We start from the raw sequence: 24,643 nt of genomic DNA, 5'->3' as shown, positions 1-24,643 counted from the left end.
ATTTACCATTGGGGGACGACAGGGAAGGTGAGGGAAGGCTATGATTTTATTTTACCAGTTTTCTCTTCAGCATGCGTATTCTTTGGAAAAATGGGAGGAGAATCGGAGGGATTGGTTTGTTGTTTGGAAAAAAGCTTTATTGAATAATTTTGTGTGGGGCGAATGACGATCGGGCTAAACTTAAAGACGATAGATTGGCATCTATTTAATGGAAGGCGTTTTAGTGAATTTTACTAGTTGGAAGGAGAGGGGATACAAAAGAGGAAAACAATGTTTGAGGAATTTTTCGAACGGATCGGCGGTTAGGAAAAGCGGGAGAAAAGATTTTTAAGTAGCTATTTTTCTGGAGAGCGTATCCCTTTGCATTTTTATTAGAGAAATCTTTGTTTTTTTTGTAAAACTGTATATCTTTGCAAGCGCAAAAAGCAAAAGTTCTTTGAGCGGAGGGGGAGATACCAAAGCGGCCAACTGGGGCAGACTGTAACTCTGCTGACTTATGTCTTCGTAGGTTCGAATCCTGCTCTCCCCACGAATTTTGAAGTCAGTAAGAGAAAGTATTTCTTTTTCGTTCTTTAAGATTTATTTGGTTCCTTCTCGGGGATCGGCAAGCAAGGCGATTCCATTCTGTAGAACGGTAACCTACTATTTTGCGGAAATAGCTCAGTCGATAGAGCACTAGCCTTCCAAGCTGGGGGTCGCGGGTTTGAGTCCCGTTTTCCGCTCCACTTAATTAATTAATAAACAGGAATTTAGAGGTATGGTAAGAAGCTGTACCTCTTTTTCATTTGTACACCTGAACACGGATTTTGTGTACAAATTGCTTGAAATGTTTAGACAATGTTTAGACAAGATTTTACGCATGATAAACCAGTAATGTAGATTTTTTTCCTTTCTTTATTTGTTTTTTTTGCGGTATCAAAGGGGTATACTTCTCATATAGTATCCAATTAAGAATCATTCTAACTATTCCGTCTACTTTTTTGAAACTACGGCCTGTATAGATCATTGTAGTTTTAAATGCACTTACATGATTTAATATAAGGGCTATATCACTTGTTGATATATACAAATCATCAGAAGCTATTTCTGCAATGCTACGCCTGAAGGTGTATGTTGTACAAGATGGTAAATCCAATTGTTTACATATATGTTTCAGACCCTTATTCACAGCTTTAATAAAATTTTTATTATTACGGTACCTTTGATAGAAATTAAATAACCGTTTTCCGCTTTCGTCTGCATATTTTGCAAACAATGGCTTCACCTCATCTACTACTGCAATGGACATATATGCCTCATCATCTCTTGAACCCTTTGTTTTACTTCGGTTATAATTCAGCCGTCCTCTCTCATAACACGAAGAATCCATAGTATATAAATCAACTGCATTTATTCCTGCTAAACAAATCGACAATAAGACAAAATCTTGTGCAAGCTTATCACGGGAATTTACAAAACCATTATAATTAATGATTTTATTGATTTCTTCCCTGCCAATTGATTTACGTCGAGAACAAATTGGGTCTTTTATACTAATTTCTGTAAAAGGATAATGTTTAATGGGTTCAATTCCATTCACTTTGTCATTATACTCCTCCATAGCTAAGTTGAATACATGACGTACATTACTCAACGTTAGTGAAACACACCTATGACCTTTGAATCCTTTCTCTTGTGCTTGTTTTAATAAATACTTTTCAAAGTTTTTTAAAAAACTTACTGTAATCAAATCAATTGGAAGTTTATCTTTTTTGATAAACCTTTTTAAATGATTAAAACTGGCTTTATAATTTTCGCCCGAAGGTTGGTTATCGTGAATCATTTGATTCATAATACCTTCAAAAAATTTAAGAAAATCTATTTGTTCTGGTTGTAAATCTTTCTCCAGATACTTCACAATCTCTTTGCCAGTTACATTACATATTATTCCAAATCTCTTATTGATCTTTTGCTGAAGCTCCAGAATAAATAAATTAACTGCAGTTTGTAATTGCAAATCTTTGAGATTTCCTTTGTCATCAAAGTTATCAAGTGTAACATACCAACTTGTCTTTAAATAATCTGGAATTCTTTTATTCGTAATACGAATGTAAAGCTGAAATCTAGCTTGATCCCTTTTCGAATGTTGTACTACTGCTTTGAATGTTGTCATAAACATTTAATTTAAAATTGAACATCATAACTCTTACCTTTTTCATTTTTCCTGTTTATTATTTAATAATGTCATTAGCATTTCAATCTGTCCTTCTTTCTTAATCAATTCATTCTTATAATACTCATTTTCCTCTTTCAGTCTAGACAAATCCTTTGGATTATTTTCATTTAACATTTCATGTCCTTGAAAACCTAACAACCAATAAAGATTAAGATCTGGAAAGGCCATATATATTTTTTTAAAGGCTGAACTTCCAATAGAATCAGATTCTTTTAGTGCATTTATAAAACTTATTGACAACCCTGTCACTTCCGAAAACTCTTGGTTTGTGAGCTTTTTATACTTCAAAAAAACTTTCAACCTGTCTTTTGTTGTATTTGATATATCCATGAATTAATAATGTTAAAATAGGTTAATTATAACATATTATTTTGTTATGTAATAAATAATTATATACTCGTATAAAAATTTGTACAAATATAAACATTTATAGATATGAACAAACAAAAAAATACAGAAATAATTAAAAAAATAAAGAATTGCCTTCGGAGAGGCGATTTCTATGTAATTATTCAAAGAATTAAGGAACAATATCAAATTCAATTTTCACGTTCTGCTGTTGCGTCAACATTAAATCCCTATAGTAACTATTTCAATAGAATTATTTACAATGAAGCATTAAAGCTATCAGTAGAAAGACAGCGGGCTATGGGAGAAACTTCTGTATTAGAGGCACAACTTAAAGATTAAATAAATGGATACCCACCATATAACTAATCTTATTTCACAAGCTTATGAAGCCGGATATAAACGTTGTCTGGAAGATACGGGTGTTTTGCCTAAATTCTTAACACTTAAACAAGCTTACAAAATTTACAAAAGGAGAAATGTGGAACTCTGGATAAAAGAAAAACTGATAACTCCACTAAAAATTTCTGGCAAACGAAATGGTGCTATAAAAATTTCACGGGAACGATTAGAGCTTCTTGCTTCATTAAGTTATGTGGATCGGGTTTATGGAATCATTCCTCCGGAAAATAAAGAAGAATATGATGGAATATTTTAGTCATAATTATTATGCTCGCAATGATCCTAAAATGGTTAAGTTGATGATGAGATATGCTCTGTTAGGAATTGGTGCATATTGGTGTATAGTAGAAATGCTATACGAAAACGGTGGTTATATACTTCGATCAGAATACGAACGTATTTCTTTTGAATTACATTCTGATTACGAAACAATTAAAGACATAATAGAAAATTTTGAACTCTTTGCTTTCAAAGGTGAAAAATTTTATTCCAACACCGTGCTTCGACGCTTAAAAAAGAGACAGGAAAAAAGCGAAAAGGCACGTCAGAGCATTGCTGCAAGATGGGAAAAGCATTCATTTGACAGTGATAACAGTAAACTTTATACGGATGTATTACTGTCGAATAACGAACGTAATACTAATAAGAAAGAAAAGAATAAAAAAAATAAAATAAAAATTAACTATATTCCCCCTAAATCCCCCCTTGAACCGAAGGAAAGAAATATCATTCCCCCAACTTTAGAACGGGTTAAGGCTTACTGCTTAAAAAGGAAAAATAATATAGATCCTATAAAATTTATCAATCATTACACTGCAAAAAATTGGATGATTGGCAAAAATAAAATGAAAGACTGGCAAGCGGCCATTCGTACATGGGAAGCCAATGAAAAAACACAACAACCGATTAAAACGACGGAATATGGAAAAGCCTGAAGATATTATTAAAATTAAAAATGAATTTATACAATTTGCACGTTCTCTTTGTCCCTGTTTCATAATAGACGACAATAATCGGTCGGTTGTAGCTGATCTTTTTAATTATTTTACAAATCGTCCGGGACATTTAAATAACAAAAAAGGTATTTGGCTGGAAGGCAACTTAGGTACAGGTAAATCCACTTTACTCCGGATCTTCTCAAAATATCTCATTCGGGAAAGAAAAGGGTTTTTACTACATTCCTGTACACACATTTGTACTTCTTTTTCAGAGGGAGCAAGCTTAGATTCATACACTTACGGTAAAAATAATTATCCTAATGGTGCTATAAATATGGGTTTTGATGAATTGGGTCGTGAACCAGTGCCTGTATATCGATATAAAACCCAAATCAATGTAATGCAGCATATTCTTCACGTTAGATACAGCTTATGGCAAGAATTCGGCATTAAAACATTTATAACAACCAATCTCGATGCCAATGGTGTAGAAAACCTCTATGGTGATTTTATTCGCGATAGAAGACAGGAAATGTTCAATATTATCCCCCTGATAGGAATTTCCAGAAGAATACAAACATAACTACTAACTTTCATTATGAACAAATCTTATCATCAGCATTGCCAGGAAGAACACGATGAAGCAATTAAAGCTCTTCGCGAGGCAGAGACAAAAACAAAGGACAATATTAGTATTGTCTATGAAGTTACTCCGGCACGTAAAAGAATTATTTCAGTGTCGCCTTCTAAATTAAATGCTACAATAAAAAAATTGAAAAAGGCAAAACTTAAAATCCTATCAATAACTCCTTATAATCAAAATAGCCATGAAAACAAAGTTTAAATATATCAACATTTATCAGCCTCAACTGACAGATAAAAATAACATTTATGGAATTATAATCCAACCTCATAATATCAACTCCAATGACATTGAACAGTTAATGAAACTTCATAAAATTCATGAAGCTGGTTACAAAACTTTTGTAAAATTTATTCTACATGATTTCTCCGAAACCTATGGACAATATAAAGTTGCTGTAAATAGTGCTGATTATTTCTTTTTTTCAACTACGCACTCTTTTTCTAAAAACGATAGCTTATTATTTCTTCAAAAAATTACCGAAAATCATAAATCAAAAATTTACATCTGTAATCGTTTACTTCAATGTGCTGAGATTGAAAGACATACTTTACCACCGAATTTTATAAACTTTGATATTCCAATTTAAGGCTATTAAGTGGGCTATTTATAGGCATGGTCCACTTTTTAATTCTTAATTTACAACTTGCATATTCTGCTGAAAACACATAATCTCAATAAAAATGATAGTTCATGCAGACAAAAATAGTGCTCAACGGCATAAGCCATGCTTTACCCGATTCAACTTCATCGGATGGCGATATGCTCTATTTAATAAATTTGCGTAAAAAAGACCAGTCTTTTCATCCAGTTACAGAAGGGAAAGAATATGCAACCCTCAAAGATACTTATGATATTGTTTATATTCATTCAAATAATAAAATAAATAACTGGATTGCAGTTAAGGAGAAACAATTATATACGGATATTTTAAACTCTCCTAAATTAGTATGTGAATTGTCTGCTACTATTACCCATATAGAACATATTGGTAATACACTTATTCTCTCAACAGGAGAAGGCTTTTATTATCTACTTTATAAAAATGGTTACTATAAACAACTTGGATTCAAACCTCCCTTTCCGCAAGCTACAATACAATGTATTGTTTCTAATTCAATAACAGATTTTACTGCTATAGAAGGTTCTGTTACTGATGTACAAGCTGCAATGGAGGCAATGATTATCAAAAATCGGTGGAAAGAAGATTCAGCTTATCTTTTATGCGGAGCTTACCTATTGCGGTATGCGCTTAGGATGTATGACGGATCTTATATGCTTCATTCATCTCCTTATTTCATTTTTCCTTGTTTTCCCCTCCATCCATATAAATCCATACTTGCCTACGATAATAATACATTTATAAAAGAAAGTTCTACAGCAAATGCAGAATTGTTTTATCTTTCTTGTGAAATGGAGATATACAATCTTTCAGACTGGAATGATATAATTACAGATATAGATTTTTTTATTTCAGAGGAATTAGGGGTTATAACAGAAAAGTTTAAAAAAATTGAAGACTCTATTATAAACATAACGCCACCAGAAAAACCCAATCCATACACTCGTAAATCAATACGTCCTCAAGATATTGATAAAACCGCTATAATAAAAAACATTGATAATGTTACGAATTTCTACTTAATTAAAAGCTTATCATTAAAATCAGACAACTTGAAAGTTATATTCCCTGAAAAAATTGATATAGCAACACTTCAAAATCTGGTTCATCAACCGACTTTACCTGTAGATAGTTTTTCTCACCACAACCTTTCAGCCGCTTATACTTACACATATAATCAACGCCTACATATTGCTAACATTCAGACCCATTTTTTTCGCGGATTCAAATTACAAAATTTCGTTGTTAATAAAAAGACCCTAGGAAGACGCCCAGGTTCTTCTGAACGTCCTGAAGATGACAAAACATTAATAAAAATTCAAAAAGCTTTTATCCAAATTTATATAAATATTGATTCTTCATTTAATTCCTACGTTCTTAGCCAGAGCGAAGACATAGAATACTATTATATCAACCCTTTCTTTTCTTACCCCGATTCCCGTGCTAGTAAAGCCGTTATAACTTTCACCGATAAAAATGATATGATACTAAAAAGAAGAACCTTGTCATTGAAACCTCATCCCAATCTGAATTTAGCTTACTACATGGATTCTTCTTTAGAAGATATTACAATTCTCACTGAAACTACCTTTAAATTTACTTATGCAATTATATTGCTTCATGTTTCTGAAGAAAATAAGATTAAAGTTTCAGCACTTCAAAATCCATTTATTTTTCTAAACGAAAACACTTATATTGTAAATGGCAAAGTTATCGGTATGGCAACAAATGCTATTCCTGTTTCTGAAGGACAATTTGGTCAATTCCCATTATATGTCTTTACAAACTTAGGTATTTATATTTTTGGAATAGGTTCAGGCAGTACTGTTTATAGTAATGTTGTTCCTGTAGCAGAAGAAATCGCATTGCCCGGTACAATTAAAAACGTAGCAGGTGCAGTTTTTTTTCTTACAAGCAGAGGTGCTTTTTTAATTACTGGCAGTACACCGGTTGCAATTTCCTCTCAATTAAATACTACGAAACCATTCATGCAAATCCCACATTTTCAGGATATAAAAAAAAGACTTTTCCCTAAATTAATATTCGACTCTCTTTCCTATCTGGACTTTATTCAACGACCCGATATAACAATTCATTACAATTATCAAGAAAATGAACTTCTGATTATAAGTAGATCAGTTCCCTATGCTTATGTATATAACCTAAACACACAAGTTTGGTACATGAATACCCACATTTTTTTACCCGTATATAATTCATTTCCATATTTGTTTGGTATTGTAAATAATAAAATTTTGAATATTTCCGATGAAACCAATTCCTCTGTTTCAGTTCTTATTCTTCTTCGTCCTTTAAAACTCAACACACAACGATTTAAAAATCTCCAGCGTTATTTATTTCGTTCCTATCTGAATGTAGCTTCAGAGGCAGGACTATTTACTCTTTCTTCTACTGATGCATCAAATTTTGTCTTAAAATCTTCCCAAAAAATTAAAGCAGGTAAATATCGAGATATAGATACAGGTCTACTTACTGCAAACAAATACAGGTACTTTTCACTACTGTTTGGTGGTGAATTAAACTCCGATAGTCGTATTGACTATATTGAAACAACGTGGTATAACACCTATTTAAATGACAAAATAAAATGACGAAGGGACAAGATAAAATCAATTTAGCCATTTACAAAAAATATGTGGCTACCGGAAAAGAAAAGAATAAAATTATAGATTCTTGTTCTGCTGATTATACATCGAAAAATAGGGAAGTATTACTTAGCGCATACAATGCTTATGCTTCACTTGACAACTTTCGCAAAGAAGCGCAGAGATGTCGTATGTATACTTTTGGTAATCAATGGGGAGATTATATACGTCATCCTGTTACAGGCAAAAAAATAACAGAAGAAAATTATATTAAATCTCAAGGGAAAGTCCCGTTAAAAAACAATCTTATTAGAGGATTAGTTCGTTCTGTATTAGGGCAATTTGCAACGACTCAAACTGAATCAATTTGTGTGGCACGTGACCGTGATGAGCAGAAATTGGGTGAAATGATGAGTGCCGCCATACAAACAAACTATCAACGGAATAAGCTATGGGAATTAGATCGTCGTGCTTTAGAAGTTTTCTTAATCACTGGTACTACTTTTTTTAAAACCACCTATGGATGGCGAGATAGTATGGATCTTATGGACGTGTGGACAGATCTTATCAATTATAACCGTATATTTTTTGACCCGAATATGGAAGACGTCCGACATTGGGATTGTTCATTAATTGGAGAAATTCATGATATTGCCTTAAATGATTTAATTTCTAATTTTTCGGACGGGTCTCGATATAAAGCAAAATATCTGAGAGAATTGTACAAAACAACGGATACAGAATTGCTAACCCAAAACCTAAATACCCTGACAGATGAACGTTTAAAAAACATGGACTTTTTTATACCCAGTGACATGTCGCGGTGCAGAGTGATTGAAGTGTGGCAAAAAGAAACAAAGGAGCGACTTCGTGTCCACGACACCCTTACAGGGGAATGGTACAAAATAGAAATCAATGACGAATCCCGGATAATAGAAGAAAACAACCGTCGTTTAACGGAACAACTATCGTTTGGTATTCAAGAGAATAATTTGAAACTCATAAAATATGAATGGTTTATAGATCGTTACTGGTACTATCGCTTTCTTTCCCCTTTTGGTGACGTTTTGAAGGAGGGTGAAACACCCTATTGGCACAAAAGTCATCCCTATACTTTTAAAATCTATCCCTTTTTTGACAGTGAAGTACATAGCTTTGTAGGTGATGCTATAGACCAAAACCGATACATCAACAGATTAATAACTATGCAGGATTTCATCATGGGAGCAGCGGCCAAAGGTGTGCTGATGTTTCCAGAGAACTGCAAGCCCGATTCAATGAGCATGGAAGAAATAGCAGAGGAATGGGTAAGCTATAATGGAATTATTTACTACAAACCACTACCTGGTGTACCGCCTCCCCAACAAATTATTGCAAACACAACCCAAACCGGAGCTTTTGAAATGCTTCGCTTACAGATGGAACTTTATAAAGATGTTACAGGAGTATACGGTGCATTACAAGGACAACAACCACAGTCAGGTACCCCCGCTGCATTATATAATCAGCAAACGCAGAATTCTGCGACAAATCTTGTAGATGTACTTGAATCCTTTCGGCAACTTCGGGAAGACAGGGATACTAAAATTATGAAGCTGCAACAACAATACTATACAGACATCCGTTACTTAAATATTGTGGGTAGCACCTATTCACATGAAGCTAAAATATTTAATCCAGAAAAAGTTAGGAACATTGATTTTGATCTTTCTATATGTGAAAGTGTAGCCACTCCGGCTTATCGGATTACTCAAAACGAACTCCTTCTACGCCTCTTAGAGATGGGACAAATTAATGTTGAAATGCTACTCGAAAATGGTTCATTCCCTTTCGCTGACAAACTTTTACAATCGATTCGCGATTTTAAAACACAAGTTCAACAACAGCAAAATGAGTTAAAAAGAACTGTAGCAGATGAACAAAAAGATCAGAATTTGCCGCCGCAAACCTTACAACAACTTAATAATATAACACATTTCAATCCAGCAGAAAATCAATAATAAAATACCATGATATTAATCGATATTTGGATAAGTTCCGCAGAGATTCGTCGTCGGGTAGAACATGAAACAATTAATTTGGCTAAAATATATCAAAGTCAAGGACAAGGGCACCTGATGGATTCTATTATTTTAGACCAAGATCAATTGCTAATATTCCGTACTTTCTTCAAAGAAGCCATTGAAACCGTAAATGACAAATGTTCGCCATATATTAGACAAAATACGATACAAAGAGGAGAAGAGTATGAAAATACAACAAAACTTGATGAGGATTTTTATACAATTCTCAATATGCCTGATTCGTTTGCACAGCAAGCAACTTCTGGTATCGACAGGGCGATTTATAATTATCTTGTGTCGTGGGTAATCTATCGTTGGTTAGAAGCTAAACTACCAAATGAAGCCCAAACCTTTAAACAGAGAGCAGATAAAAACTTAGAGAATCTTTCTATGCGATTGGAGCGAAGAATTAAACCCCTCCGAAGACCATACCGGCTTTTTTAGTCTATCCTTACCATTCACTTTCCTAATACGAATTAGATTATAAAATTATTTTATAATAACAAAACATAATTTTTTTTATAATTTTTGCATATTTGAATGATTTTATATTACTTTGTGAACTCCTAACATAGGAGATAAGTAGTTCTTTTAAATAGAAATGCTCGAAAGCTGTGCATTAAGTTGTCTTTCTCGAATCCGCTAAATTCTAGACATTATCGAAACTTAAACACATTTTCTACGTTGATTATATACTAAGGATAAATGTATATATACAGTTAGCGTGGGCGTGTTGTAGTCGATAATGGGGTCTTAGCGGAACCTGAGGGAAGCTGCAACATTGTCCACGCTTTTTTTGCATTTGTTTTAACCGTATTCCTTCAGTCCGCTAAGTTCGATACATATCGGACGGTTATCCGGAAGCTTAATAGGCGTGGACTATTTTCCATATAGTTCAATAACTGAAAAACAGGTTAAAATACTGCAATCTAAAAAGCGTGGCTATTTATAAAGTGTGGGGTGCCGCCATCAAAGAGGGGTGACTTGGGAGAAAGCAACCAGGGGGAAGCTAATGTTTTCTTTGTGATAAAAGAATGAATCAGAAATTTGGATTACTGAAAATTAGCTTTTTTGAATAGTCGGTTTAACAATATAGTTCTAACCGACTATTCTTTTTATCTCTAAAATATTTATTACAATTGCAATAAGTAATTATTGGATTAGCCCATTGACGCTGAAATTTCCTCCAATGGTTATCGTATTTACCACTATCGTCCCTATACAGCATGGCCATAGGCATAAATCCGGCTTCAAAAGTTTCTTGCATACGCTTAAATGCTTTTAATTCACTATCTCCTTTATATCCAATAAGTACATAGCAACGTAAACAATGACTTTTTTCACTGAAGCCGGATTCCCTTAAATATTTTCCGGCTTCTCTTAAAAATTCTAAATCATCCGGAGTATCATAGGCAAAATACAATCTTTGAGGCTTTAATTCTTTCAATTTTTCGGCCATTTTTCGGCTTAATAATTTAGCTTCTAAGCCACCTGTAAATATAGGTCGTACCTTTTGTCTTTTCAACATATTAAAAACATTCTCAATATGTTCGTTTGAACAAGCTAATAAATTATCATCCATAACGATCCAGCCGTCCCGAATTTTTAATTCCCTAACCTTATACCCTTCTCGTTTCGGCACACTGCAAAACCAACAACGATTTGGACATCCCCGACTTGTTACTACATACCCTTCTTTCAAATACATTCCGGGCGTAAATTCTCCGCCTTCCTCATAAAATGCAGGGCCACCTACTTTTACACGACCTACACCCCGCCATTGCTTTACAGCTTTCTCTGTCCATTGTAAATCCCATGTGAATGTGGTAGATATGTGAACCTCATCCGCTTCATCGAATAATGTTGGCATTGTCCTTATTCTTACACTACTATCATCGGGAGTCGCACTTGTTTTTCGCGGAAATACTCTTATCACTTTCATAACCTTAATTTAATACCGATTCCTCCCACGGATAACTATCAGACATAATACAATAAAAATGAGGAGAATGAACCAATTATTTGAAAATCTTTTTTTTTCTTCATTTACAATAGCCTTTTGGTCATCTTTATATATCTGCACAAAAGAACTATCCCGCTCTGTTTGAGCCAATTTTTTATTCTGGATTTCAGTATTCTTATTTTCAACTTTTTCCCGGTATATCTCTTCTTTAAAAAGATATGTTTCTCTTGGCTTACCTGTTATTTGTAAACTGTCGGGTAATAACATATAATAGTGGATAATCAACTCCTTTAATTCTTTCTGATGTAGGATATTGATTAAACTCGTATCAATACTTAGTTGCCTATTCTTAATGCAACTACTGTCAACTGTCATTACCGTTTGGGAATTGTCTGTAAACACTTTGGAAGCCTTACAACTCAATAAAACCAGAATTATCCCTATAATGATAACAAATCTCATAATTCTAAATATTTCTCTGGATTAACCCATCTACCACCGACATATTCACTACCTTGCCATTGGCCGTCTTCCTTAACTGTAAAATGTACGTGAGCTCCCGTTATCCTCCCAGTGTTTCCGCTCTCCGCAATGGCGTGACCTTTTTTTATTCTGGTGCCTTCTGGAAAAAATACTTTACTAAGATGACAAAAACCGAAACGCATATTATTTTCATCTCCAATAATTAAGGTATTTCCTCCGCACGGGTCAAAATAAACCTTCATTATTTTCCCCTCAATAGGAGAATAAATGAGTGTACCAATAGAACAAGCAATGTCAATTCCATTGTGAAATTTCAATTTCTTTTCAATTGGATGTATCCGGTCTCCAAAAGGGCTGCTGATTCTTCCTTCAATGATTTTCATAATCTTTGTTTTTTGATTTCAAATTTTCAGAATAATGAGGAATATGCTTCACAAACTCCAATCCTAATAAATAATCCAAACAATAAAAAACCTGATTTTTAGGAAATAAATGGACTAAGTTTTTAAGAATATTTTTACTATAAAAATAGAGCATCACATACGTTACGATTTTGACCGTATAGGTTGCTTCTACTTCATCCTTTAAAGTGTCTCCGATTTGGTAAATAGAAGAAACGATCATGACATATATGGCAACTTCTATAAAACAATGAAAAGCCTTTTTAAATGAAAACTTTTCCCGGTTACAAAGAAGTCCTGCAACCAAACCACATAAAAAATTACAAACACATAAAAAAGCCAGTACTTGCACAACGTTTTTTACAGGATCTATATAACCCATTAAAACGCAGCATAGCGTGTAGATAATATTTTTGACTTCCTGAATCATGAGGTCAGCATTTTATAGTTATCACCTATATACTCCCATACATTATAATTATCACTCAGATCCTGTGCAAAATAACGCTCTGTAAAATTAAAACTACACACAAACTGTTTTTCTAACACCGCACTATCCCTTCCAGAGGTTAAAGTATATTGGGATAGTTTGTCTCCAGATAAAACATAAAAGCCAGATTTTTCATAACAAATAGGAGACATAAACCCATTTTGTTCATCAAAATTTAAATTTTCATTCATACCGATCTCACGCATTGTATTCAGAAGATTTGAATACATAACTGCTCGTAATTGCTGCTTAGGTACTCCTAAACTGATTCCGGTTATATATACAAACAGGAGTTCTCTTGTAGAAAGCTTTTTTCCATTATTGTAATGATCATCCCAAAAAACACTTCCTGTACTTATTTTCGGACTTTCAAATAAAAGTCGGGAAGAAACGTCCTCCATAAAAATTGCATTGGAGGTAATATCTAAGTTCAATCCCTTTACATAAACGTAGTTATCCCGGATATAAGCTAAATATATTCTTCCTTCTGCTTCACAAAAGTCACCCTTTATTATGCGTGAAGTAGAAGAGGAAGATCCTGTATATGTCCATGTTCCAATAACCTCCCATTGGTTATTAAATTTTACAAGTTTTATATCATCATGGATAAACGAGTACTTAACCAAAATATAACTTTCTGTACATTTCATTACGATGATCCGGTCTGAAACACTTATAGTTTTCAATTCTGCTGAAGGGTCTTCAGGGTCAACTGGATCAACGGGGTCAGGATTTTCTATACCACCCCCAATTTGAGGATTATCATCTCTTTCGGTATATATTGACCCATCGCCTTGTGATGTTGGTACGTCTCCATTATTAGTCGGTAAACTACTAATTGGAGGGAGTGTTTTTGAATAAGGCAATAGATCTACTTTTGTAACGACCCTGATATTTTCACCACATACTATATATAAATTCCCATCGGGGTGATAAAAAAATAAACCATTTGAAAATGAATCCTCTGCTTCAGAAAAACTGATTTTATTTACTACTGGAAATAATTCTCCAACAGCAATATTTTCTTGCTTACAATACAACAAAAATATTTCCATTTGCGATTGTAAATCTTTTAAAACATGCCAAGTTCCTTCATAAAAAATACCGCTCCCTGAACCAAAACGATTCCATTCATTTTCTATAAAAAAGTACTGATCTCTCCATGAAAGAAATTCACCTTTTAAATAGATACATATATCCTCTACTTGCTTCTCTTCCATAATTATACTTTTATATAAAGATCACCTTCTTCAGGGTTCATTGGTTTCGTTTTAAATATCCGGCTTTTCTTCAGTAAATCGCTTTCTTTGCTGGTCGGAATAGCATTTACCTCTGAAGCGGTATATTTCGGTTTTTCTTTTTGTAATGCCCATGAGCTTACAGTAGGTATGGTGGGTTTATTATCCAGATCATTATAATTATTACTAAAGGCAACTTTTTTTAATTTTGCCAGTTTGGCACCAATAAACGCACCCAATTGTTCCATTATACTATCTGCCATATCTCCAACATTAAGAGTTAAACAAAGATCCAGCCGTTGTATTAAATGCAGTAGTAAATTCTGCATTTGTGCCGATTTCAGTTTTTGTATAAATCGCTGAAGCATCGGCTTTTTGATTAACGTTAAGGGTTAAAGTATCAATCGTATCTTTTAATATTTTACCTTGCGGAGCAGCCAAAGCCTTACTTTGATTAATTGTGGTATCAGATGCCGTTAAGGCATTAATTATATCACTTTTATTCATCTTGCTGCCGATACTTGCAATGGCTGTTTTATTGGTTTTGAGGAAAGTGCTGATTTTAGTTAAGGTATCAAATTCTTCACTTCCCTCAGTTCCTTTAACAACTATATCCAAGGCTTTTATAATAGCCTCTATTTTCCCTAATGAATTATACTCGGCCGATGCATTGCCAATTTGAGCAAATTCATTTCCGATTTTTGCAAACTTTCCCCCAAGGAAAGCTCCCAATTCCTGCATTACATTCCTTACTTCTGCCATAACTAATAATATTAATTAAAATAAATTTCCTGCATTTTCTTCAAAACCTTTTACAAAATCTTCGTTTGTTCCCCAACCTTCGCTACTCGGAGTTGAATGACTTAAAACGTATCCCATACGTGCACTCAATACTTTCTGTGTTTCTTCACTATTTACATTATCTACAATATCACTTTTCATTAAATAGGGATTTTTTTTGTTTAATTCTTCCGCTGTATTAGGAGGAGTAGCTGCATTTTTATCCAAAATAATGATGTCACCCTCTTCCATTCCGACGACCGGTAGGGAAGACAATACCATAATTCGATTTTTTCTAAGGCATAATGGATCGAAAGGTATTCCTGGCACAAATTGTTTATGACTTTCATCCCACACAACACCGTCCCGATCCTCAAAACCTTCTCCCTTCAACATTACATTATCTGGTAACCCACTTCCCGGAACAAACAATTGTTGTTCTGTATTCCATATTGGGATTTCTCCTTCTTGAAAAGGAGTTAACATTTTCATATAATTTTTCCCACTTTCGGCAACTTGTTCCACAAAAATTTCTTGTTCAGCATCCCATACTGGAAAACTACCATTGTGAAAGGGGCCTTTCATTCGCATATAATCGTTATCTAAATTTTTACAGGCAACAAACATCCCTTGTTCTGCGTCCCATTGGGCTAAATCCCCGTTTTGAAACCCTTTATCCATACACATTATTCCAAAGAGTTGACTACCGAATCCTGCTTGTAAACCCTTTGTCTCTTCCTCAAATAGTAGAAAAAAATGTTCTTCTGTCCCCCGATCTATCTCAATTCCTGAAAAACCATCTTTCACTCCGGTATGCGTCTCTCCATCGTTTAGAATAATCAAATTATTTTTAATTTTCACTTGCTCAACTTCCGCTTCCACAACATGCTCACAATACAATTTGCCTTTAATATATAAGTCTCTTACCGTAAAATCCGCATATTCACAATCACATTCATTTCTTACCACAAGCCCATTACAGCAACATTTCAGTAGAATATTATTAATCAAAAAACTGCGTTGAATTGTTCCGCTATCTGTATTTTGTTTATGACTATTGCAGCCCGCGATTTCAATCTTTACTTCCTTTAATGTCTCTTCTAATTTAATTAATTGATCAGTGACGGCTTTCTGACTCATTACATCTGTTTGAGAGTTGCCTCTGCATTGTATTGCAGGTAATCCGCGGAAAGGAAGAGCATTAAATCGGCGTCGTCCGTCACCAATTTTATACATATTGTAATTAGTTGGCTCATTCGGGTCTGTAGCAACAAGTATTATTTCTCGTTCTGAAAGAATGGGATTATATTTTAACCACCTTATTAAGGTATCTCCACGTAATTGCACTTTTTGCATAACCGATATTTTTAATTACATCTCTGTTTCTGCGTTTCCCCCGTCTACCGTAATACATCCACCATAACATGAGCTGGCATTCCCTCCGTCAACATTTCCGATCATTCCGCTTATTTCTTTTTCAACTTCAGCCAAACTCTTTTGTCTTTCACCCTTTTTATATCCATGTCTGGCATACTCGGTCAGTTCTATAATTTCTGCAGTGGGCATAGTAGTTAACGTTTTTTTCCAAATACGGCTTGTATACACCCACATTATAGGGAAACGATCTGTTTTGTCCTTATAATATACATAATCACCTTCCTTCACTTCCGGAATAAATTCGACCAAATTAGGATCTTGAAAAACAACGCCTCGATTATGCTGAAACTGCAAAAGAGCATTTTGTATAAAATCAAATATGGGTAACAATAATTTTTCCCATTTGCCCGACTTACATAAAAACACTACTTGTCCGACTTCATCTTCATTCACAATAAGATTTTGCCGTTCTCGTATATAACATGAATCAAAAAATACATAATCTCCTGCATCCAGAGGTACTACTACAACTTCATCTTTAATAATACCGTCTTTTTCGCTATAATTACCCGGTTCAAGAAAACGCAATAATTGTCCGGTACATTTATTGTGTTTTTCATATATTAAGTCTCCTCCTAATTCTCTCCATTGTTTAATATTTTCATCCCAACCGTATAAAGCGTGTTTATTTATGATAAGACAATACCAACCGGGATGACCGCCTTCCGGATATTTTTCCCATAACTCACCGATGTCTTTGACAGGTTCTTTTTCATAGATTAAAGCCCTTCTTTCACTGGGAGTTAATCTCTCTTTGCTTCTGCTTTCCCTTACTTCATAACTCATACTTTCTTTTTGTCTTCATTTTCCAATACAAAGCCATGTACTAAAACAATAGCTTCGCGCTCTAATAATTGTGAACTATTGGTATCCCCTAAAATGCGGTAAACAAGTCCGCCTGCCATATAACAAATGACTTGTTCTAATCGTTTATCCAGCTTTAATTCTGCCTGTTCATTTAGTTTTTCTAATCCCGTACAGAGAGGAATATATAAAGCTTTTTCCACTTCATGTACACTTCCTTTGGGTAAAGAATAATAACTTATAATACGTTGTTGATTCTCCCCAAAGCCCAACACACAAACAGGATGCAAACATGTCCCTCGTGTATAAGGATTAAACTGTAAACGTCCGATCTCATCATTTTCCTCAGCTACCCGATAAACTTCTCTTTGCCATCCTTTCATTTTAAAGACATATAGCTTATACCAATCTGTTGGTATTGTCAAATATCCACTTCCATCTGCTCTTGCTTGGGGATGTTCTGAAAAATCTGTCACCTGAAGCCATGATGCGGGAACAATTTCGGCACATTTTCTCCAGGCATCTGTATATACTCCTTCAATATGTCTGACAACCTCCGAGTTATCTCCTCCTTCAAATTCAAAACCTTCCCGTTGACTTAGTTTTGCTTCGTTCATTCGGAGCAATACTGCATCTATATAATCCTTTTTATTCATAGCAAATAAGATAGTAACAGAATTAAGCTTGACTATAGAAACATTAAAGAATAATTAAATTAGGGAAATGTACTTTTACCTCTTCTGCTTTTGACAAAATCCGTTCCGGCGTCGTTAAAGCTTGATAAGGTATATTGTAAGGTTCTGAACGTAAAAATTCCTTAGCTATCTGCCAGTCTGAAGTATCATTTTCAATATATGACTTGTTTCGATCCTCTGGCTCATTTATTGGATTATTTTCTATAATCTTTTCTTTAATACCTTTACCATCATTCAGAACATTTTCACTTGTTGGAGAATTCCCCGTATTTTCATATTTTTCGTTAACTAATTTTATCACTGAACCGAAATCAGGACGACTTTCAATCCGTTTTTGTATCTCTTCGTTTATGGTCGAAAAGCTTGTATCTTCTCCTTGAAATGTGATTAAAACTCTTTTCCCATTTACTGAAGCCGGAAAACTCAATTCCACCCCATTACAAACTTGATAAATTTTTCTTTTTCCCATAATGCAAATTATTTGGTAGGGATAACGATCACGTGTGCTTTCGGATTACGAAGCACTAAACCACAAATTTCTGAAAACCAACGTGAATCCGCATCCCGTATACTTGCTTTCACAAGATCATGATTTTCAACTCTCCAGCCCATTGTCCATTTGCGCAAACAAGCAGTGTCAATAATCATTCCACACTTTGCGAATCCCATACTATCAAGTGATTCATCGTGTACAACCCAAAGCACACCAAACTTACTTTTGATGGAATCGAAAACAAGCCCGTATGCCTGATGAGAAGCACCGACTCGAATGATTTTTACATATTCTATCTTTTCGAGATTTTCAATCAAATCTGAGCCACAAATCCAGACTTTTTGTCGGCTTCCGGCATTACCCGTGAAAGCGACCTTCATTAATTCTACCAACATCTTTTCATCAAACTGCAAATTATCAGCATCAACTCCATATTCAAACTGTTTCCCAGCTTGCCACCAGATCCCTCCAGTAAAATAGGTGTCCTTCCCCTTTTTACTCGGATAACGACGAACTCTTTTTACCCCTAACCAGAAAGAACGGTTCATCCCGGACTTCATATCATATAAACTTTCTTCCTCCATGTCTGTGAAATTCCATTCCACTTCCGTTTCAGCCATCTTGCGCAAAGTAGTTTCTTCAACTTGTGCCATAAATTTTTGTAAATATTGCTCTGTAGGAGTAGGGTTTGAAGCATAAGCAGGAGTAGTAATTTGGTCTTCGCTTCCGGCACGCCCCATTCGGATCAATTTCGTACCTTTTGAGATTGCCGGAATGGTATTTTCAATATTTCCGCAAGTCTCACCATTTACTGCTCTCACAATTAAACCACCAGAAGCATCTTTTTCTACTATATATAATACAAGATATTCATTAGCAACAGTCACTCCATCTTCTTTAAAGCCATAAACATTTTCAACCATCACCGTCTCGTCTACACTAAACATATCATTATTTGATGTTTGCAAGACAACTTGAATATTCCCTTCGGTAATAGCTGTAAAAACAGTGGCATCAGGAGGTAATACATCTATCGCATAATGCCGGACCACCTGACTACTTGATCTCTTTATATCTGATATATATCTGGAAATAGTATCAAGTGGATTTGCAACCGGACGTATTTTCTGTACCTTTTTATCTATTTCGTCCAAGATCAATTGATCTACATCCGTTCGCGTCATCGCAACAGAATTATCTTCACCAGTCCGGATTACTCCTCCGTCGGCCGGACTTACAGCTCCGGCAGCACATAAAACTCCGGCATTTCCTAAAATGTACAAAACTCCACTTAATCCAATTACTAACACAGGAAATAACCACTTGCTTGCCTTGTATTCTAAAATCATTTTTTTCATCATTTTATAATTTAATCAATAGGAAAATCATCAAAAAAATCTTTTTTCTTATTCAGTGGGAGAGACTTTTTTTCACTCTTCTTACTTAAATTACTACTGGATAAATTGGGTACATTATCACCTTTTTGCGTTCGGTTTTCTAATTCTATTTTCTGATTTTTCCCCTCGATTTCTCCGGTTTTTAAAGCACTCTGTATATCCGTTTCATAATTTAGTCCCTGCCAGAATATTTGCAAAAACTCCTTGGTTAAACGGCCTTCCAAACCATCTTCAATTACATGATAAACAGAATCAATAAATTTCCCGTAATCTTCGTCATTCAATTCTTTTTCCTGTTGAAAACTACTTATATCTTCTTCCGACTTTTGTAAATTTTCTTCCTGGGTTTTCCGCAATTTCTCCGACTCGGCCACTTGATTTAAATATTCTTGATTCGCCTCTGTTATTAATTTTAGCTTCTCCTCATCTCCAGAGGCCTCCAAAGCCTCTTTACCGAAATATTTTACAAAAGCTACACTGGCGTCTGTACCTTTTAACATATCCGACATCATCGCGGCAAAGCGGGGATTCTTACTGAACAGTTCCGAAAGCTTCTGATTGGATTCCTGATATTTTCCTAACGTTGCTTGTTGCTCGTCATCATATTTCCGGAAAGCATTATACCGTGCTTCCGGATCTCCTTCCCAATCGATTTCATCACCCATTCTCTCTCTCATTCGTTTCAAATATTCTTCTCTTGCATTTGCGGCGGATTGAGAACTTTGATCTTTGTCTTTCATTTCATTTTCTTCCATAATGCTTCTTTTGTAATTCTTACCTACGAATAAAAGTTTTTCCACTTGTATATCCTTGTTGTAAATTAATAAATATTTGTTTTTTAAATAAATATTTGTATACTCACAATAATTAATTGTTATAATATAAACAAATAAATCTATTTCTATATGTATTTGGAATTTAAAAAAGAAAGAGATGTAGATTTTATGAATGCCTATCATAACGTCATTCGGTCTTATGGAAAACAGGCTATACAACTTTCAAGAGATGTATTAATACAGGCAACTATTCACTCTCAAGCGAAAAGGTATTATGTGAGCTATGAGCAGGCGTTAAGGATTATTTCTAAAATGTTAAGAGGGAAAGAAGTACTTTTCAGAAACGACCTTAAAAAAGAAATGTATACAACTATTTTGAAAGAAGTAAAAATAAAACTTACAAAAGACCAATCGTTAAAAAAAGTATTATCTAATATTATCTATAGTCCTGCTCCCCGTTTTTACATTTCCAAAGAATCAGCTTTCATTTTATACTATTCTCTTCTAAAATCCTGATGACAATGAAATATTTATTTCTATTGATATTCATCCTTATTTATCTATCAGGGATAAATATAGGATATGCACAGCATACTCCCGAATACACTCATTTCGTCTATATGTTTCAACACACCAATATACTTCATCTGACCCTGAACGCTTTCTCTTTTATCTCTTTCGCTCGTATGCTAGAGAAAGTGATACCTCAATATTTTCTTTATGGTTACGTATATGTTGCTGCCGTAATTGCTTCCTATGCATCAATTAAACTACACCCTACAATTGGAGCTTCCGGAATGGTGTTTGCACTTTTAGGTATATACATAACCCTATCAATCTGTGGGAAAAAGTTGAAAATTATTAACAAGTCAAAATACCTTATTTGGTTATTTTCAATTATCACTTCCGCTGTTATTCTTGCCTTTAATCCTCATATAAATAATCTCAACCATTTATACGCATTCATTATTGGTACAATAGTCGGAATTATAGAAAATTCTATCTCTCATAAAAAAGGATGAACATCTCTGGTATCATAGCAGAAAATCAATACCGGCTTGATATAATTAAGCTTCCGTATGATCCGATCACAGGAGAGGGTTCTGATACATTCCCGCGTACCCTTCTCAAACTTCCAGATGCTCCCTTTCCTCTTCAGTTTATTCCCCAAAAAATGTACGACGAATTTCCTCTTTGTCAACAATTAGCAAAAGCAGGGACAATAAGTCTATACCTTGAAAAAAATGGTATTAAGGCCGATACAGAAGCAATAAATCTTTTTATGATTAATTGGGTAAAAATTCGCATTAAATACGATTTTGAATTTTATGCTGCTCTGTGTTTGAGTATTAAAGATAAAATTTCAAAAAAGTACGTTCCATTTATACTGAATCGAGGTCAACGTAAATTACTCAAAGCTATAGAGACACAACGTTTAGCGGGCTTACCAATACGGATTATATTATTAAAAGCCCGCCAATGGGGGGGAAGCACACTTATTCAGCTCTATATGTTATGGATACAACTGGTTCATAAAAAGAATTGGAATTCCTGTATCTGTGCACACACAAAAGATGCAGCAAAAAACATTCGTGGAATGTTTAGCAATGCACTTATAAATTACCCGCTCTTCAGTGGAGAAAAAATTGAATTACAGCCTTATGAACGAACCGACAACATAAAATATATCCCCACAAGAGGATGCACCATTACAGTAGGTTCCGCTGAAACCCCCAATAGCGTTCGATCTCAGGACGCAGTAATGGTACATTATAGTGAAGTTGCATTTTTCCCGAATACTGAAGGGAATCGTCCTGAAGAGCTTATCGGATCTGTTAGTTCCGCTGTAGCAAGAGTACCCTTTTCATTAATAGCTTATGAAAGTACAGCAAAAGGGATTGGTAACTTTTTCCATACCCAATGGTTATTAGCCCAAAAAAAATGCTCGGCATTTCTTTCCGTATTTGTTTCTTGGTTTGAAATCGACATATATTCTGAACCGCTTGACCTTCCATACGAAGATTTTATTCATTCAATGAGTGATTATGAATGGTTTTTATGGGAAAAAGGGGCAACTCTTGAAGCAATCAACTGGTATCGTCTTAAACGAAAAGAACAACCTTCTGATTCCAGTATGAAAGAGGAATTCCCGTCAGATGACATCGAAGCTTTTCAACATTCAGGCCAGTCTGTCTTCCAAGTGGAACACATTGAAAAGCTTCGGAAAGAATGTCGTGAACCAGAAGCTATGGGCGAATTAATTGCCGATGCACCTGCTTCTGGAGCAAAACTAAACCCACAATCCCGTAAATGTATACTTCAGAATCTTAAATTTGCCACCGATTCTAAGGGTAAATTTAAAATATGGGTTTTTCCGGATAAAACACAAACAATATTATACCGTTATCTCGTCATTGTGGATACCGGAGGACGTTCTAAAAAAGCTGATTTTTCAGTTATTACAGTAATAGATCGTTACTGGTTAATGTTTGGAGGCAAACCTGAAGTTGTAGCGCAATGGCGCGGACACATAGATCACGATATTTTAGCTTGGACTTCAACCCAAATAGCAACTTTTTATAATAATGCTTTATTAGTTTTTGAAAGTAATACCGCCGAAACAGAACAGACAGACGGAGACCATACAGAATTCATCTATGATACAATTGCTAATTTTTATACAAATTTGTATTCCCGCACTCCTGCAGACCAAATACGTCAGGGAATTCCTGCTAAATGGGGATTTCACACGAATAAATCAACAAAACCACTTATAATAGATAACTTTATAGCAATTATACGAGAACAGGGTTACATTGAACGGGATCAGCAAGCTTGTAATGAAGCCAGATGGTACGAAAAAAAGCCTAATGGCTCATTCGGGGCAATTGAGGGACAACATGATGATATTATTATGACTCGGCTGATTGGACTTTACATTTGTTTTGATCTCCCACTTCCGCAATTGAAAATAACTTCTTCTCGTAATCATAAAAAGAAAATTATTGGTGAGGCTTCTATATAAGGATAAAATAAAATTATCATAAATATTATGTTAGAATCAAAAAAAATGCTATACTCGTAAATCTTTATGCCCTCAATTTGGTTTTTTGTATCTTATTAGTTACCTTTGTTATGAGAAATATAATTAGAACACCAGAGTTTGACGAATTTTATAATAGTCTTGATGATAAAATTCAGGCCAAAATCGACCACGCTTTAGTAGTTTTGGATACTATTCGGGTAATCAATACTAAATTAGTAAAAAAATTATCAGGAACTCAGTTTTATGAACTTCGTATCTCTGCCCAAAATGAATATCGAGTTATATTACTCTGTTGTGATAACGATAACTTTATAAATGCAACAAACATTTTATTCTTAAATGGATTTATGAAGAAATCAACAAAAGATTACAACAAACAAATTAAAATTGCTGAATCCATTATTGAAAATCTAAACTTATGACACAGATAGACATTAAAAAATTACAAGGACTGCCCACTGGAGAAGATCTTCTGAAGGAAAAGTATGGAGAGCGGGGTAGTGAGCAAAGGGCTGAATTTAATGCTAAAGCAATGGCATGGTACTATGCAGAAATATTAAGGGGTACAAGAAAAAATAAACACATTACGCAGGAAGAACTTGCAAATAAGATTGGTCGTGAACGTTCTTATATTGCTCGTCTAGAGAGAGGAGAAACAGACATGCAACTTTCTACATTCTTACAAATTTCACACGCTCTTGGCTTAGAAATTAAAATAGGATAACCCTATATTATATACTCTTTTACAAAGAAGCTACTAAGAAATTTGGTAGCTTTCTTATTTTCCAAATCTCCGGAAAGCA

29 protein-coding genes and 2 tRNA genes are annotated in these 24,643 nt (G+C 34.5%); 16 read left to right on the top strand and 15 right to left on the bottom strand.

All coding sequences use genetic code 11. From position 1 onward, the window contains the following. Positions 1-446 precede the first annotated feature (446 nt). Together HMPREF9449_RS09055 and HMPREF9449_RS09050 are read left to right on the top strand one after the other, a co-directional pair. Positions 447-529, top strand: a tRNA-Tyr gene (locus HMPREF9449_RS09055). Positions 530-649: 120 nt separating this feature from the next. Beyond that, a tRNA-Gly gene (locus tag HMPREF9449_RS09050) sits at positions 650-725 on the top strand. 128 nt (positions 726-853) lie between these two features. On the opposite strand, the gene HMPREF9449_RS09045 is transcribed toward HMPREF9449_RS09050, so the two are convergent. Next, entirely contained in the window at positions 854-2,152 is a 1,299-nt protein-coding gene (locus tag HMPREF9449_RS09045) for a site-specific integrase (RefSeq protein ID WP_009136955.1), read from the bottom strand. A gap of 42 nt (positions 2,153-2,194) precedes the next feature. Beyond that, complete coding sequence (locus tag HMPREF9449_RS09040; RefSeq protein ID WP_009136954.1) at positions 2,195-2,545, bottom strand: hypothetical protein; 351 nt, start codon at positions 2,543-2,545, stop codon at positions 2,195-2,197. A 105-nt stretch (positions 2,546-2,650) separates the two neighbouring features. Here HMPREF9449_RS09040 and HMPREF9449_RS09035 point away from each other — a divergent pair, with 105 nt between their 5' ends. From HMPREF9449_RS09035 to HMPREF9449_RS08995, 9 genes are all read left to right on the top strand, one after another. Next, positions 2,651-2,905 (top strand): hypothetical protein, encoded by a 255-nt coding sequence (locus HMPREF9449_RS09035; RefSeq protein WP_009136953.1) that lies wholly within the window; start codon positions 2,651-2,653, stop codon positions 2,903-2,905. A 4-nt stretch (positions 2,906-2,909) separates the two neighbouring features. Beyond that, complete coding sequence (locus HMPREF9449_RS09030; protein ID WP_009136952.1) at positions 2,910-3,221, top strand: hypothetical protein; 312 nt, start codon at positions 2,910-2,912, stop codon at positions 3,219-3,221. Next, positions 3,205-3,900, top strand: a complete 696-nt coding sequence (locus HMPREF9449_RS15900) for a Lin1244/Lin1753 domain-containing protein (RefSeq protein WP_050810413.1) — start codon at positions 3,205-3,207, stop codon at positions 3,898-3,900. The genes HMPREF9449_RS09030 and HMPREF9449_RS15900 overlap by 17 nt, the downstream gene beginning before the upstream one ends. Next, positions 3,887-4,486, top strand: coding sequence for a P-loop NTPase family protein (locus HMPREF9449_RS15895; protein WP_009136950.1), 600 nt, complete (start codon positions 3,887-3,889; stop codon positions 4,484-4,486). The genes HMPREF9449_RS15900 and HMPREF9449_RS15895 overlap by 14 nt, the downstream gene beginning before the upstream one ends. A gap of 15 nt (positions 4,487-4,501) precedes the next feature. Then, positions 4,502-4,747, top strand: coding sequence for a hypothetical protein (locus HMPREF9449_RS09015; RefSeq protein WP_009136949.1), 246 nt, complete (start codon positions 4,502-4,504; stop codon positions 4,745-4,747). After that, positions 4,731-5,135, top strand: coding sequence for a hypothetical protein (locus HMPREF9449_RS09010; RefSeq protein ID WP_009136948.1), 405 nt, complete (start codon positions 4,731-4,733; stop codon positions 5,133-5,135). Before HMPREF9449_RS09015 ends, HMPREF9449_RS09010 begins: the two co-directional genes overlap by 17 nt. A gap of 104 nt (positions 5,136-5,239) precedes the next feature. Then, positions 5,240-7,780 carry a hypothetical protein gene (locus HMPREF9449_RS09005; RefSeq protein WP_009136947.1) on the top strand — a complete coding sequence of 847 codons (2,541 nt, stop codon included), beginning with the start codon at positions 5,240-5,242 and terminating at the stop codon, positions 7,778-7,780. Then, positions 7,777-9,774: a portal protein gene (locus HMPREF9449_RS09000; RefSeq protein WP_009136946.1), complete on the top strand. Its 1,998-nt coding sequence runs from the start codon at positions 7,777-7,779 to the stop codon at positions 9,772-9,774. Before HMPREF9449_RS09005 ends, HMPREF9449_RS09000 begins: the two co-directional genes overlap by 4 nt. A 9-nt stretch (positions 9,775-9,783) precedes the next feature. Continuing rightward, the gene (locus HMPREF9449_RS08995; protein ID WP_009136945.1) at positions 9,784-10,281 is read left to right on the top strand and encodes a hypothetical protein; all 498 of its coding nucleotides are present in this window, start codon (positions 9,784-9,786) and stop codon (positions 10,279-10,281) included. A 640-nt stretch (positions 10,282-10,921) separates the two neighbouring features. On the opposite strand, the gene HMPREF9449_RS08990 is transcribed toward HMPREF9449_RS08995, so the two are convergent. The 13 genes from HMPREF9449_RS08990 to HMPREF9449_RS08930 are packed head-to-tail and all read right to left on the bottom strand — an operon-like array spanning position 10,922 to position 20,773. After that, the gene (locus HMPREF9449_RS08990; RefSeq protein WP_009136944.1) at positions 10,922-11,779 is read right to left on the bottom strand and encodes a radical SAM protein; all 858 of its coding nucleotides are present in this window, start codon (positions 11,777-11,779) and stop codon (positions 10,922-10,924) included. A gap of 9 nt (positions 11,780-11,788) precedes the next feature. Continuing rightward, positions 11,789-12,262: a hypothetical protein gene (locus tag HMPREF9449_RS08985; protein WP_009136943.1), complete on the bottom strand. Its 474-nt coding sequence runs from the start codon at positions 12,260-12,262 to the stop codon at positions 11,789-11,791. Continuing rightward, complete coding sequence (locus tag HMPREF9449_RS08980) at positions 12,259-12,666, bottom strand: M23 family metallopeptidase (protein ID WP_009136942.1); 408 nt, start codon at positions 12,664-12,666, stop codon at positions 12,259-12,261. Before HMPREF9449_RS08980 ends, HMPREF9449_RS08985 begins: the two co-directional genes overlap by 4 nt. After that, positions 12,653-13,114, bottom strand: a complete 462-nt coding sequence (locus tag HMPREF9449_RS08975; protein ID WP_009136941.1) for a phage holin family protein — start codon at positions 13,112-13,114, stop codon at positions 12,653-12,655. The genes HMPREF9449_RS08980 and HMPREF9449_RS08975 overlap by 14 nt, the downstream gene beginning before the upstream one ends. Continuing rightward, on the bottom strand, positions 13,111-14,394 hold the full coding sequence (locus HMPREF9449_RS08970) for a hypothetical protein (RefSeq protein ID WP_009136940.1): 1,284 nt from the start codon (positions 14,392-14,394) through the stop codon (positions 13,111-13,113). The genes HMPREF9449_RS08975 and HMPREF9449_RS08970 overlap by 4 nt, the downstream gene beginning before the upstream one ends. A 2-nt stretch (positions 14,395-14,396) precedes the next feature. After that, positions 14,397-14,675: a hypothetical protein gene (locus HMPREF9449_RS08965; RefSeq protein WP_040611309.1), complete on the bottom strand. Its 279-nt coding sequence runs from the start codon at positions 14,673-14,675 to the stop codon at positions 14,397-14,399. 10 nt (positions 14,676-14,685) lie between these two features. Then, complete coding sequence (locus tag HMPREF9449_RS08960; protein WP_009136938.1) at positions 14,686-15,174, bottom strand: hypothetical protein; 489 nt, start codon at positions 15,172-15,174, stop codon at positions 14,686-14,688. A 15-nt stretch (positions 15,175-15,189) separates the two neighbouring features. Then, positions 15,190-16,548, bottom strand: coding sequence for a hypothetical protein (locus HMPREF9449_RS08955; protein WP_009136937.1), 1,359 nt, complete (start codon positions 16,546-16,548; stop codon positions 15,190-15,192). A 15-nt stretch (positions 16,549-16,563) separates the two neighbouring features. Then, complete coding sequence (locus tag HMPREF9449_RS08950; RefSeq protein WP_009136936.1) at positions 16,564-17,415, bottom strand: hypothetical protein; 852 nt, start codon at positions 17,413-17,415, stop codon at positions 16,564-16,566. Continuing rightward, positions 17,412-18,089, bottom strand: coding sequence for a hypothetical protein (locus HMPREF9449_RS08945; protein ID WP_009136935.1), 678 nt, complete (start codon positions 18,087-18,089; stop codon positions 17,412-17,414). The genes HMPREF9449_RS08950 and HMPREF9449_RS08945 overlap by 4 nt, the downstream gene beginning before the upstream one ends. A gap of 43 nt (positions 18,090-18,132) precedes the next feature. Continuing rightward, entirely contained in the window at positions 18,133-18,597 is a 465-nt protein-coding gene (locus HMPREF9449_RS08940) for a hypothetical protein (protein WP_009136934.1), read from the bottom strand. A gap of 8 nt (positions 18,598-18,605) precedes the next feature. Further along, entirely contained in the window at positions 18,606-19,979 is a 1,374-nt protein-coding gene (locus HMPREF9449_RS08935) for an SU10 major capsid protein (protein ID WP_009136933.1), read from the bottom strand. An 11-nt stretch (positions 19,980-19,990) separates the two neighbouring features. After that, entirely contained in the window at positions 19,991-20,773 is a 783-nt protein-coding gene (locus HMPREF9449_RS08930; RefSeq protein WP_009136932.1) for a hypothetical protein, read from the bottom strand. 150 nt (positions 20,774-20,923) lie between these two features. Here HMPREF9449_RS08930 and HMPREF9449_RS08925 point away from each other — a divergent pair, with 150 nt between their 5' ends. From HMPREF9449_RS08925 to HMPREF9449_RS08905, 5 genes are all read left to right on the top strand, one after another. After that, entirely contained in the window at positions 20,924-21,310 is a 387-nt protein-coding gene (locus HMPREF9449_RS08925) for a hypothetical protein (RefSeq protein ID WP_009136931.1), read from the top strand. A gap of 5 nt (positions 21,311-21,315) precedes the next feature. Continuing rightward, the gene (locus tag HMPREF9449_RS08920; RefSeq protein ID WP_009136930.1) at positions 21,316-21,816 is read left to right on the top strand and encodes a rhomboid family intramembrane serine protease; all 501 of its coding nucleotides are present in this window, start codon (positions 21,316-21,318) and stop codon (positions 21,814-21,816) included. After that, positions 21,813-23,819: a hypothetical protein gene (locus HMPREF9449_RS08915; RefSeq protein WP_009136929.1), complete on the top strand. Its 2,007-nt coding sequence runs from the start codon at positions 21,813-21,815 to the stop codon at positions 23,817-23,819. Before HMPREF9449_RS08920 ends, HMPREF9449_RS08915 begins: the two co-directional genes overlap by 4 nt. Positions 23,820-23,929: 110 nt before the next feature. Beyond that, positions 23,930-24,262: a type II toxin-antitoxin system RelE/ParE family toxin gene (locus tag HMPREF9449_RS08910; RefSeq protein ID WP_009136928.1), complete on the top strand. Its 333-nt coding sequence runs from the start codon at positions 23,930-23,932 to the stop codon at positions 24,260-24,262. Beyond that, positions 24,259-24,564, top strand: coding sequence for a helix-turn-helix domain-containing protein (locus HMPREF9449_RS08905; RefSeq protein ID WP_009136927.1), 306 nt, complete (start codon positions 24,259-24,261; stop codon positions 24,562-24,564). Before HMPREF9449_RS08910 ends, HMPREF9449_RS08905 begins: the two co-directional genes overlap by 4 nt. Positions 24,565-24,643: the final 79 nt, after the last annotated feature.

The organism is Odoribacter laneus YIT 12061 (assembly GCF_000243215.1).
GTDB classification, from domain to species: domain Bacteria; phylum Bacteroidota; class Bacteroidia; order Bacteroidales; family Marinifilaceae; genus Culturomica; species Culturomica lanea.
Note: the sequence above shows the minus strand (reverse complement) of the source record. Positions and strands in the feature narration are given on the sequence as shown.

What these genes read in the sequence shown, in the direction of transcription:
- HMPREF9449_RS09045 (WP_009136955.1), bottom strand. Translation starts at nt 2,152, where the DNA reads ATGACAACATTCAAAGCAGTAGTACAACATTCGAAAAGGGATCAAGCT.
- HMPREF9449_RS09040 (WP_009136954.1), bottom strand. Translation starts at nt 2,545, where the DNA reads ATGGATATATCAAATACAACAAAAGACAGGTTGAAAGTTTTTTTGAAG.
- HMPREF9449_RS09035 (WP_009136953.1), top strand. Translation starts at nt 2,651, where the DNA reads ATGAACAAACAAAAAAATACAGAAATAATTAAAAAAATAAAGAATTGC.
- HMPREF9449_RS09030 (WP_009136952.1), top strand. Translation starts at nt 2,910, where the DNA reads ATGGATACCCACCATATAACTAATCTTATTTCACAAGCTTATGAAGCC.
- HMPREF9449_RS15900 (WP_050810413.1), top strand. Translation starts at nt 3,205, where the DNA reads ATGATGGAATATTTTAGTCATAATTATTATGCTCGCAATGATCCTAAA.
- HMPREF9449_RS15895 (WP_009136950.1), top strand. Translation starts at nt 3,887, where the DNA reads ATGGAAAAGCCTGAAGATATTATTAAAATTAAAAATGAATTTATACAA.
- HMPREF9449_RS09015 (WP_009136949.1), top strand. Translation starts at nt 4,502, where the DNA reads ATGAACAAATCTTATCATCAGCATTGCCAGGAAGAACACGATGAAGCA.
- HMPREF9449_RS09010 (WP_009136948.1), top strand. Translation starts at nt 4,731, where the DNA reads ATGAAAACAAAGTTTAAATATATCAACATTTATCAGCCTCAACTGACA.
- HMPREF9449_RS09005 (WP_009136947.1), top strand. Translation starts at nt 5,240, where the DNA reads ATGCAGACAAAAATAGTGCTCAACGGCATAAGCCATGCTTTACCCGAT.
- HMPREF9449_RS09000 (WP_009136946.1), top strand. Translation starts at nt 7,777, where the DNA reads ATGACGAAGGGACAAGATAAAATCAATTTAGCCATTTACAAAAAATAT.
- HMPREF9449_RS08995 (WP_009136945.1), top strand. Translation starts at nt 9,784, where the DNA reads ATGATATTAATCGATATTTGGATAAGTTCCGCAGAGATTCGTCGTCGG.
- HMPREF9449_RS08990 (WP_009136944.1), bottom strand. Translation starts at nt 11,779, where the DNA reads ATGAAAGTGATAAGAGTATTTCCGCGAAAAACAAGTGCGACTCCCGAT.
- HMPREF9449_RS08985 (WP_009136943.1), bottom strand. Translation starts at nt 12,262, where the DNA reads ATGAGATTTGTTATCATTATAGGGATAATTCTGGTTTTATTGAGTTGT.
- HMPREF9449_RS08980 (WP_009136942.1), bottom strand. Translation starts at nt 12,666, where the DNA reads ATGAAAATCATTGAAGGAAGAATCAGCAGCCCTTTTGGAGACCGGATA.
- HMPREF9449_RS08975 (WP_009136941.1), bottom strand. Translation starts at nt 13,114, where the DNA reads ATGATTCAGGAAGTCAAAAATATTATCTACACGCTATGCTGCGTTTTA.
- HMPREF9449_RS08970 (WP_009136940.1), bottom strand. Translation starts at nt 14,394, where the DNA reads ATGGAAGAGAAGCAAGTAGAGGATATATGTATCTATTTAAAAGGTGAA.
- HMPREF9449_RS08965 (WP_040611309.1), bottom strand. Translation starts at nt 14,675, where the DNA reads ATGGCAGATAGTATAATGGAACAATTGGGTGCGTTTATTGGTGCCAAA.
- HMPREF9449_RS08960 (WP_009136938.1), bottom strand. Translation starts at nt 15,174, where the DNA reads ATGGCAGAAGTAAGGAATGTAATGCAGGAATTGGGAGCTTTCCTTGGG.
- HMPREF9449_RS08955 (WP_009136937.1), bottom strand. Translation starts at nt 16,548, where the DNA reads ATGCAAAAAGTGCAATTACGTGGAGATACCTTAATAAGGTGGTTAAAA.
- HMPREF9449_RS08950 (WP_009136936.1), bottom strand. Translation starts at nt 17,415, where the DNA reads ATGAGTTATGAAGTAAGGGAAAGCAGAAGCAAAGAGAGATTAACTCCC.
- HMPREF9449_RS08945 (WP_009136935.1), bottom strand. Translation starts at nt 18,089, where the DNA reads ATGAATAAAAAGGATTATATAGATGCAGTATTGCTCCGAATGAACGAA.
- HMPREF9449_RS08940 (WP_009136934.1), bottom strand. Translation starts at nt 18,597, where the DNA reads ATGGGAAAAAGAAAAATTTATCAAGTTTGTAATGGGGTGGAATTGAGT.
- HMPREF9449_RS08935 (WP_009136933.1), bottom strand. Translation starts at nt 19,979, where the DNA reads ATGAAAAAAATGATTTTAGAATACAAGGCAAGCAAGTGGTTATTTCCT.
- HMPREF9449_RS08930 (WP_009136932.1), bottom strand. Translation starts at nt 20,773, where the DNA reads ATGGAAGAAAATGAAATGAAAGACAAAGATCAAAGTTCTCAATCCGCC.
- HMPREF9449_RS08925 (WP_009136931.1), top strand. Translation starts at nt 20,924, where the DNA reads ATGTATTTGGAATTTAAAAAAGAAAGAGATGTAGATTTTATGAATGCC.
- HMPREF9449_RS08920 (WP_009136930.1), top strand. Translation starts at nt 21,316, where the DNA reads ATGAAATATTTATTTCTATTGATATTCATCCTTATTTATCTATCAGGG.
- HMPREF9449_RS08915 (WP_009136929.1), top strand. Translation starts at nt 21,813, where the DNA reads ATGAACATCTCTGGTATCATAGCAGAAAATCAATACCGGCTTGATATA.
- HMPREF9449_RS08910 (WP_009136928.1), top strand. Translation starts at nt 23,930, where the DNA reads ATGAGAAATATAATTAGAACACCAGAGTTTGACGAATTTTATAATAGT.
- HMPREF9449_RS08905 (WP_009136927.1), top strand. Translation starts at nt 24,259, where the DNA reads ATGACACAGATAGACATTAAAAAATTACAAGGACTGCCCACTGGAGAA.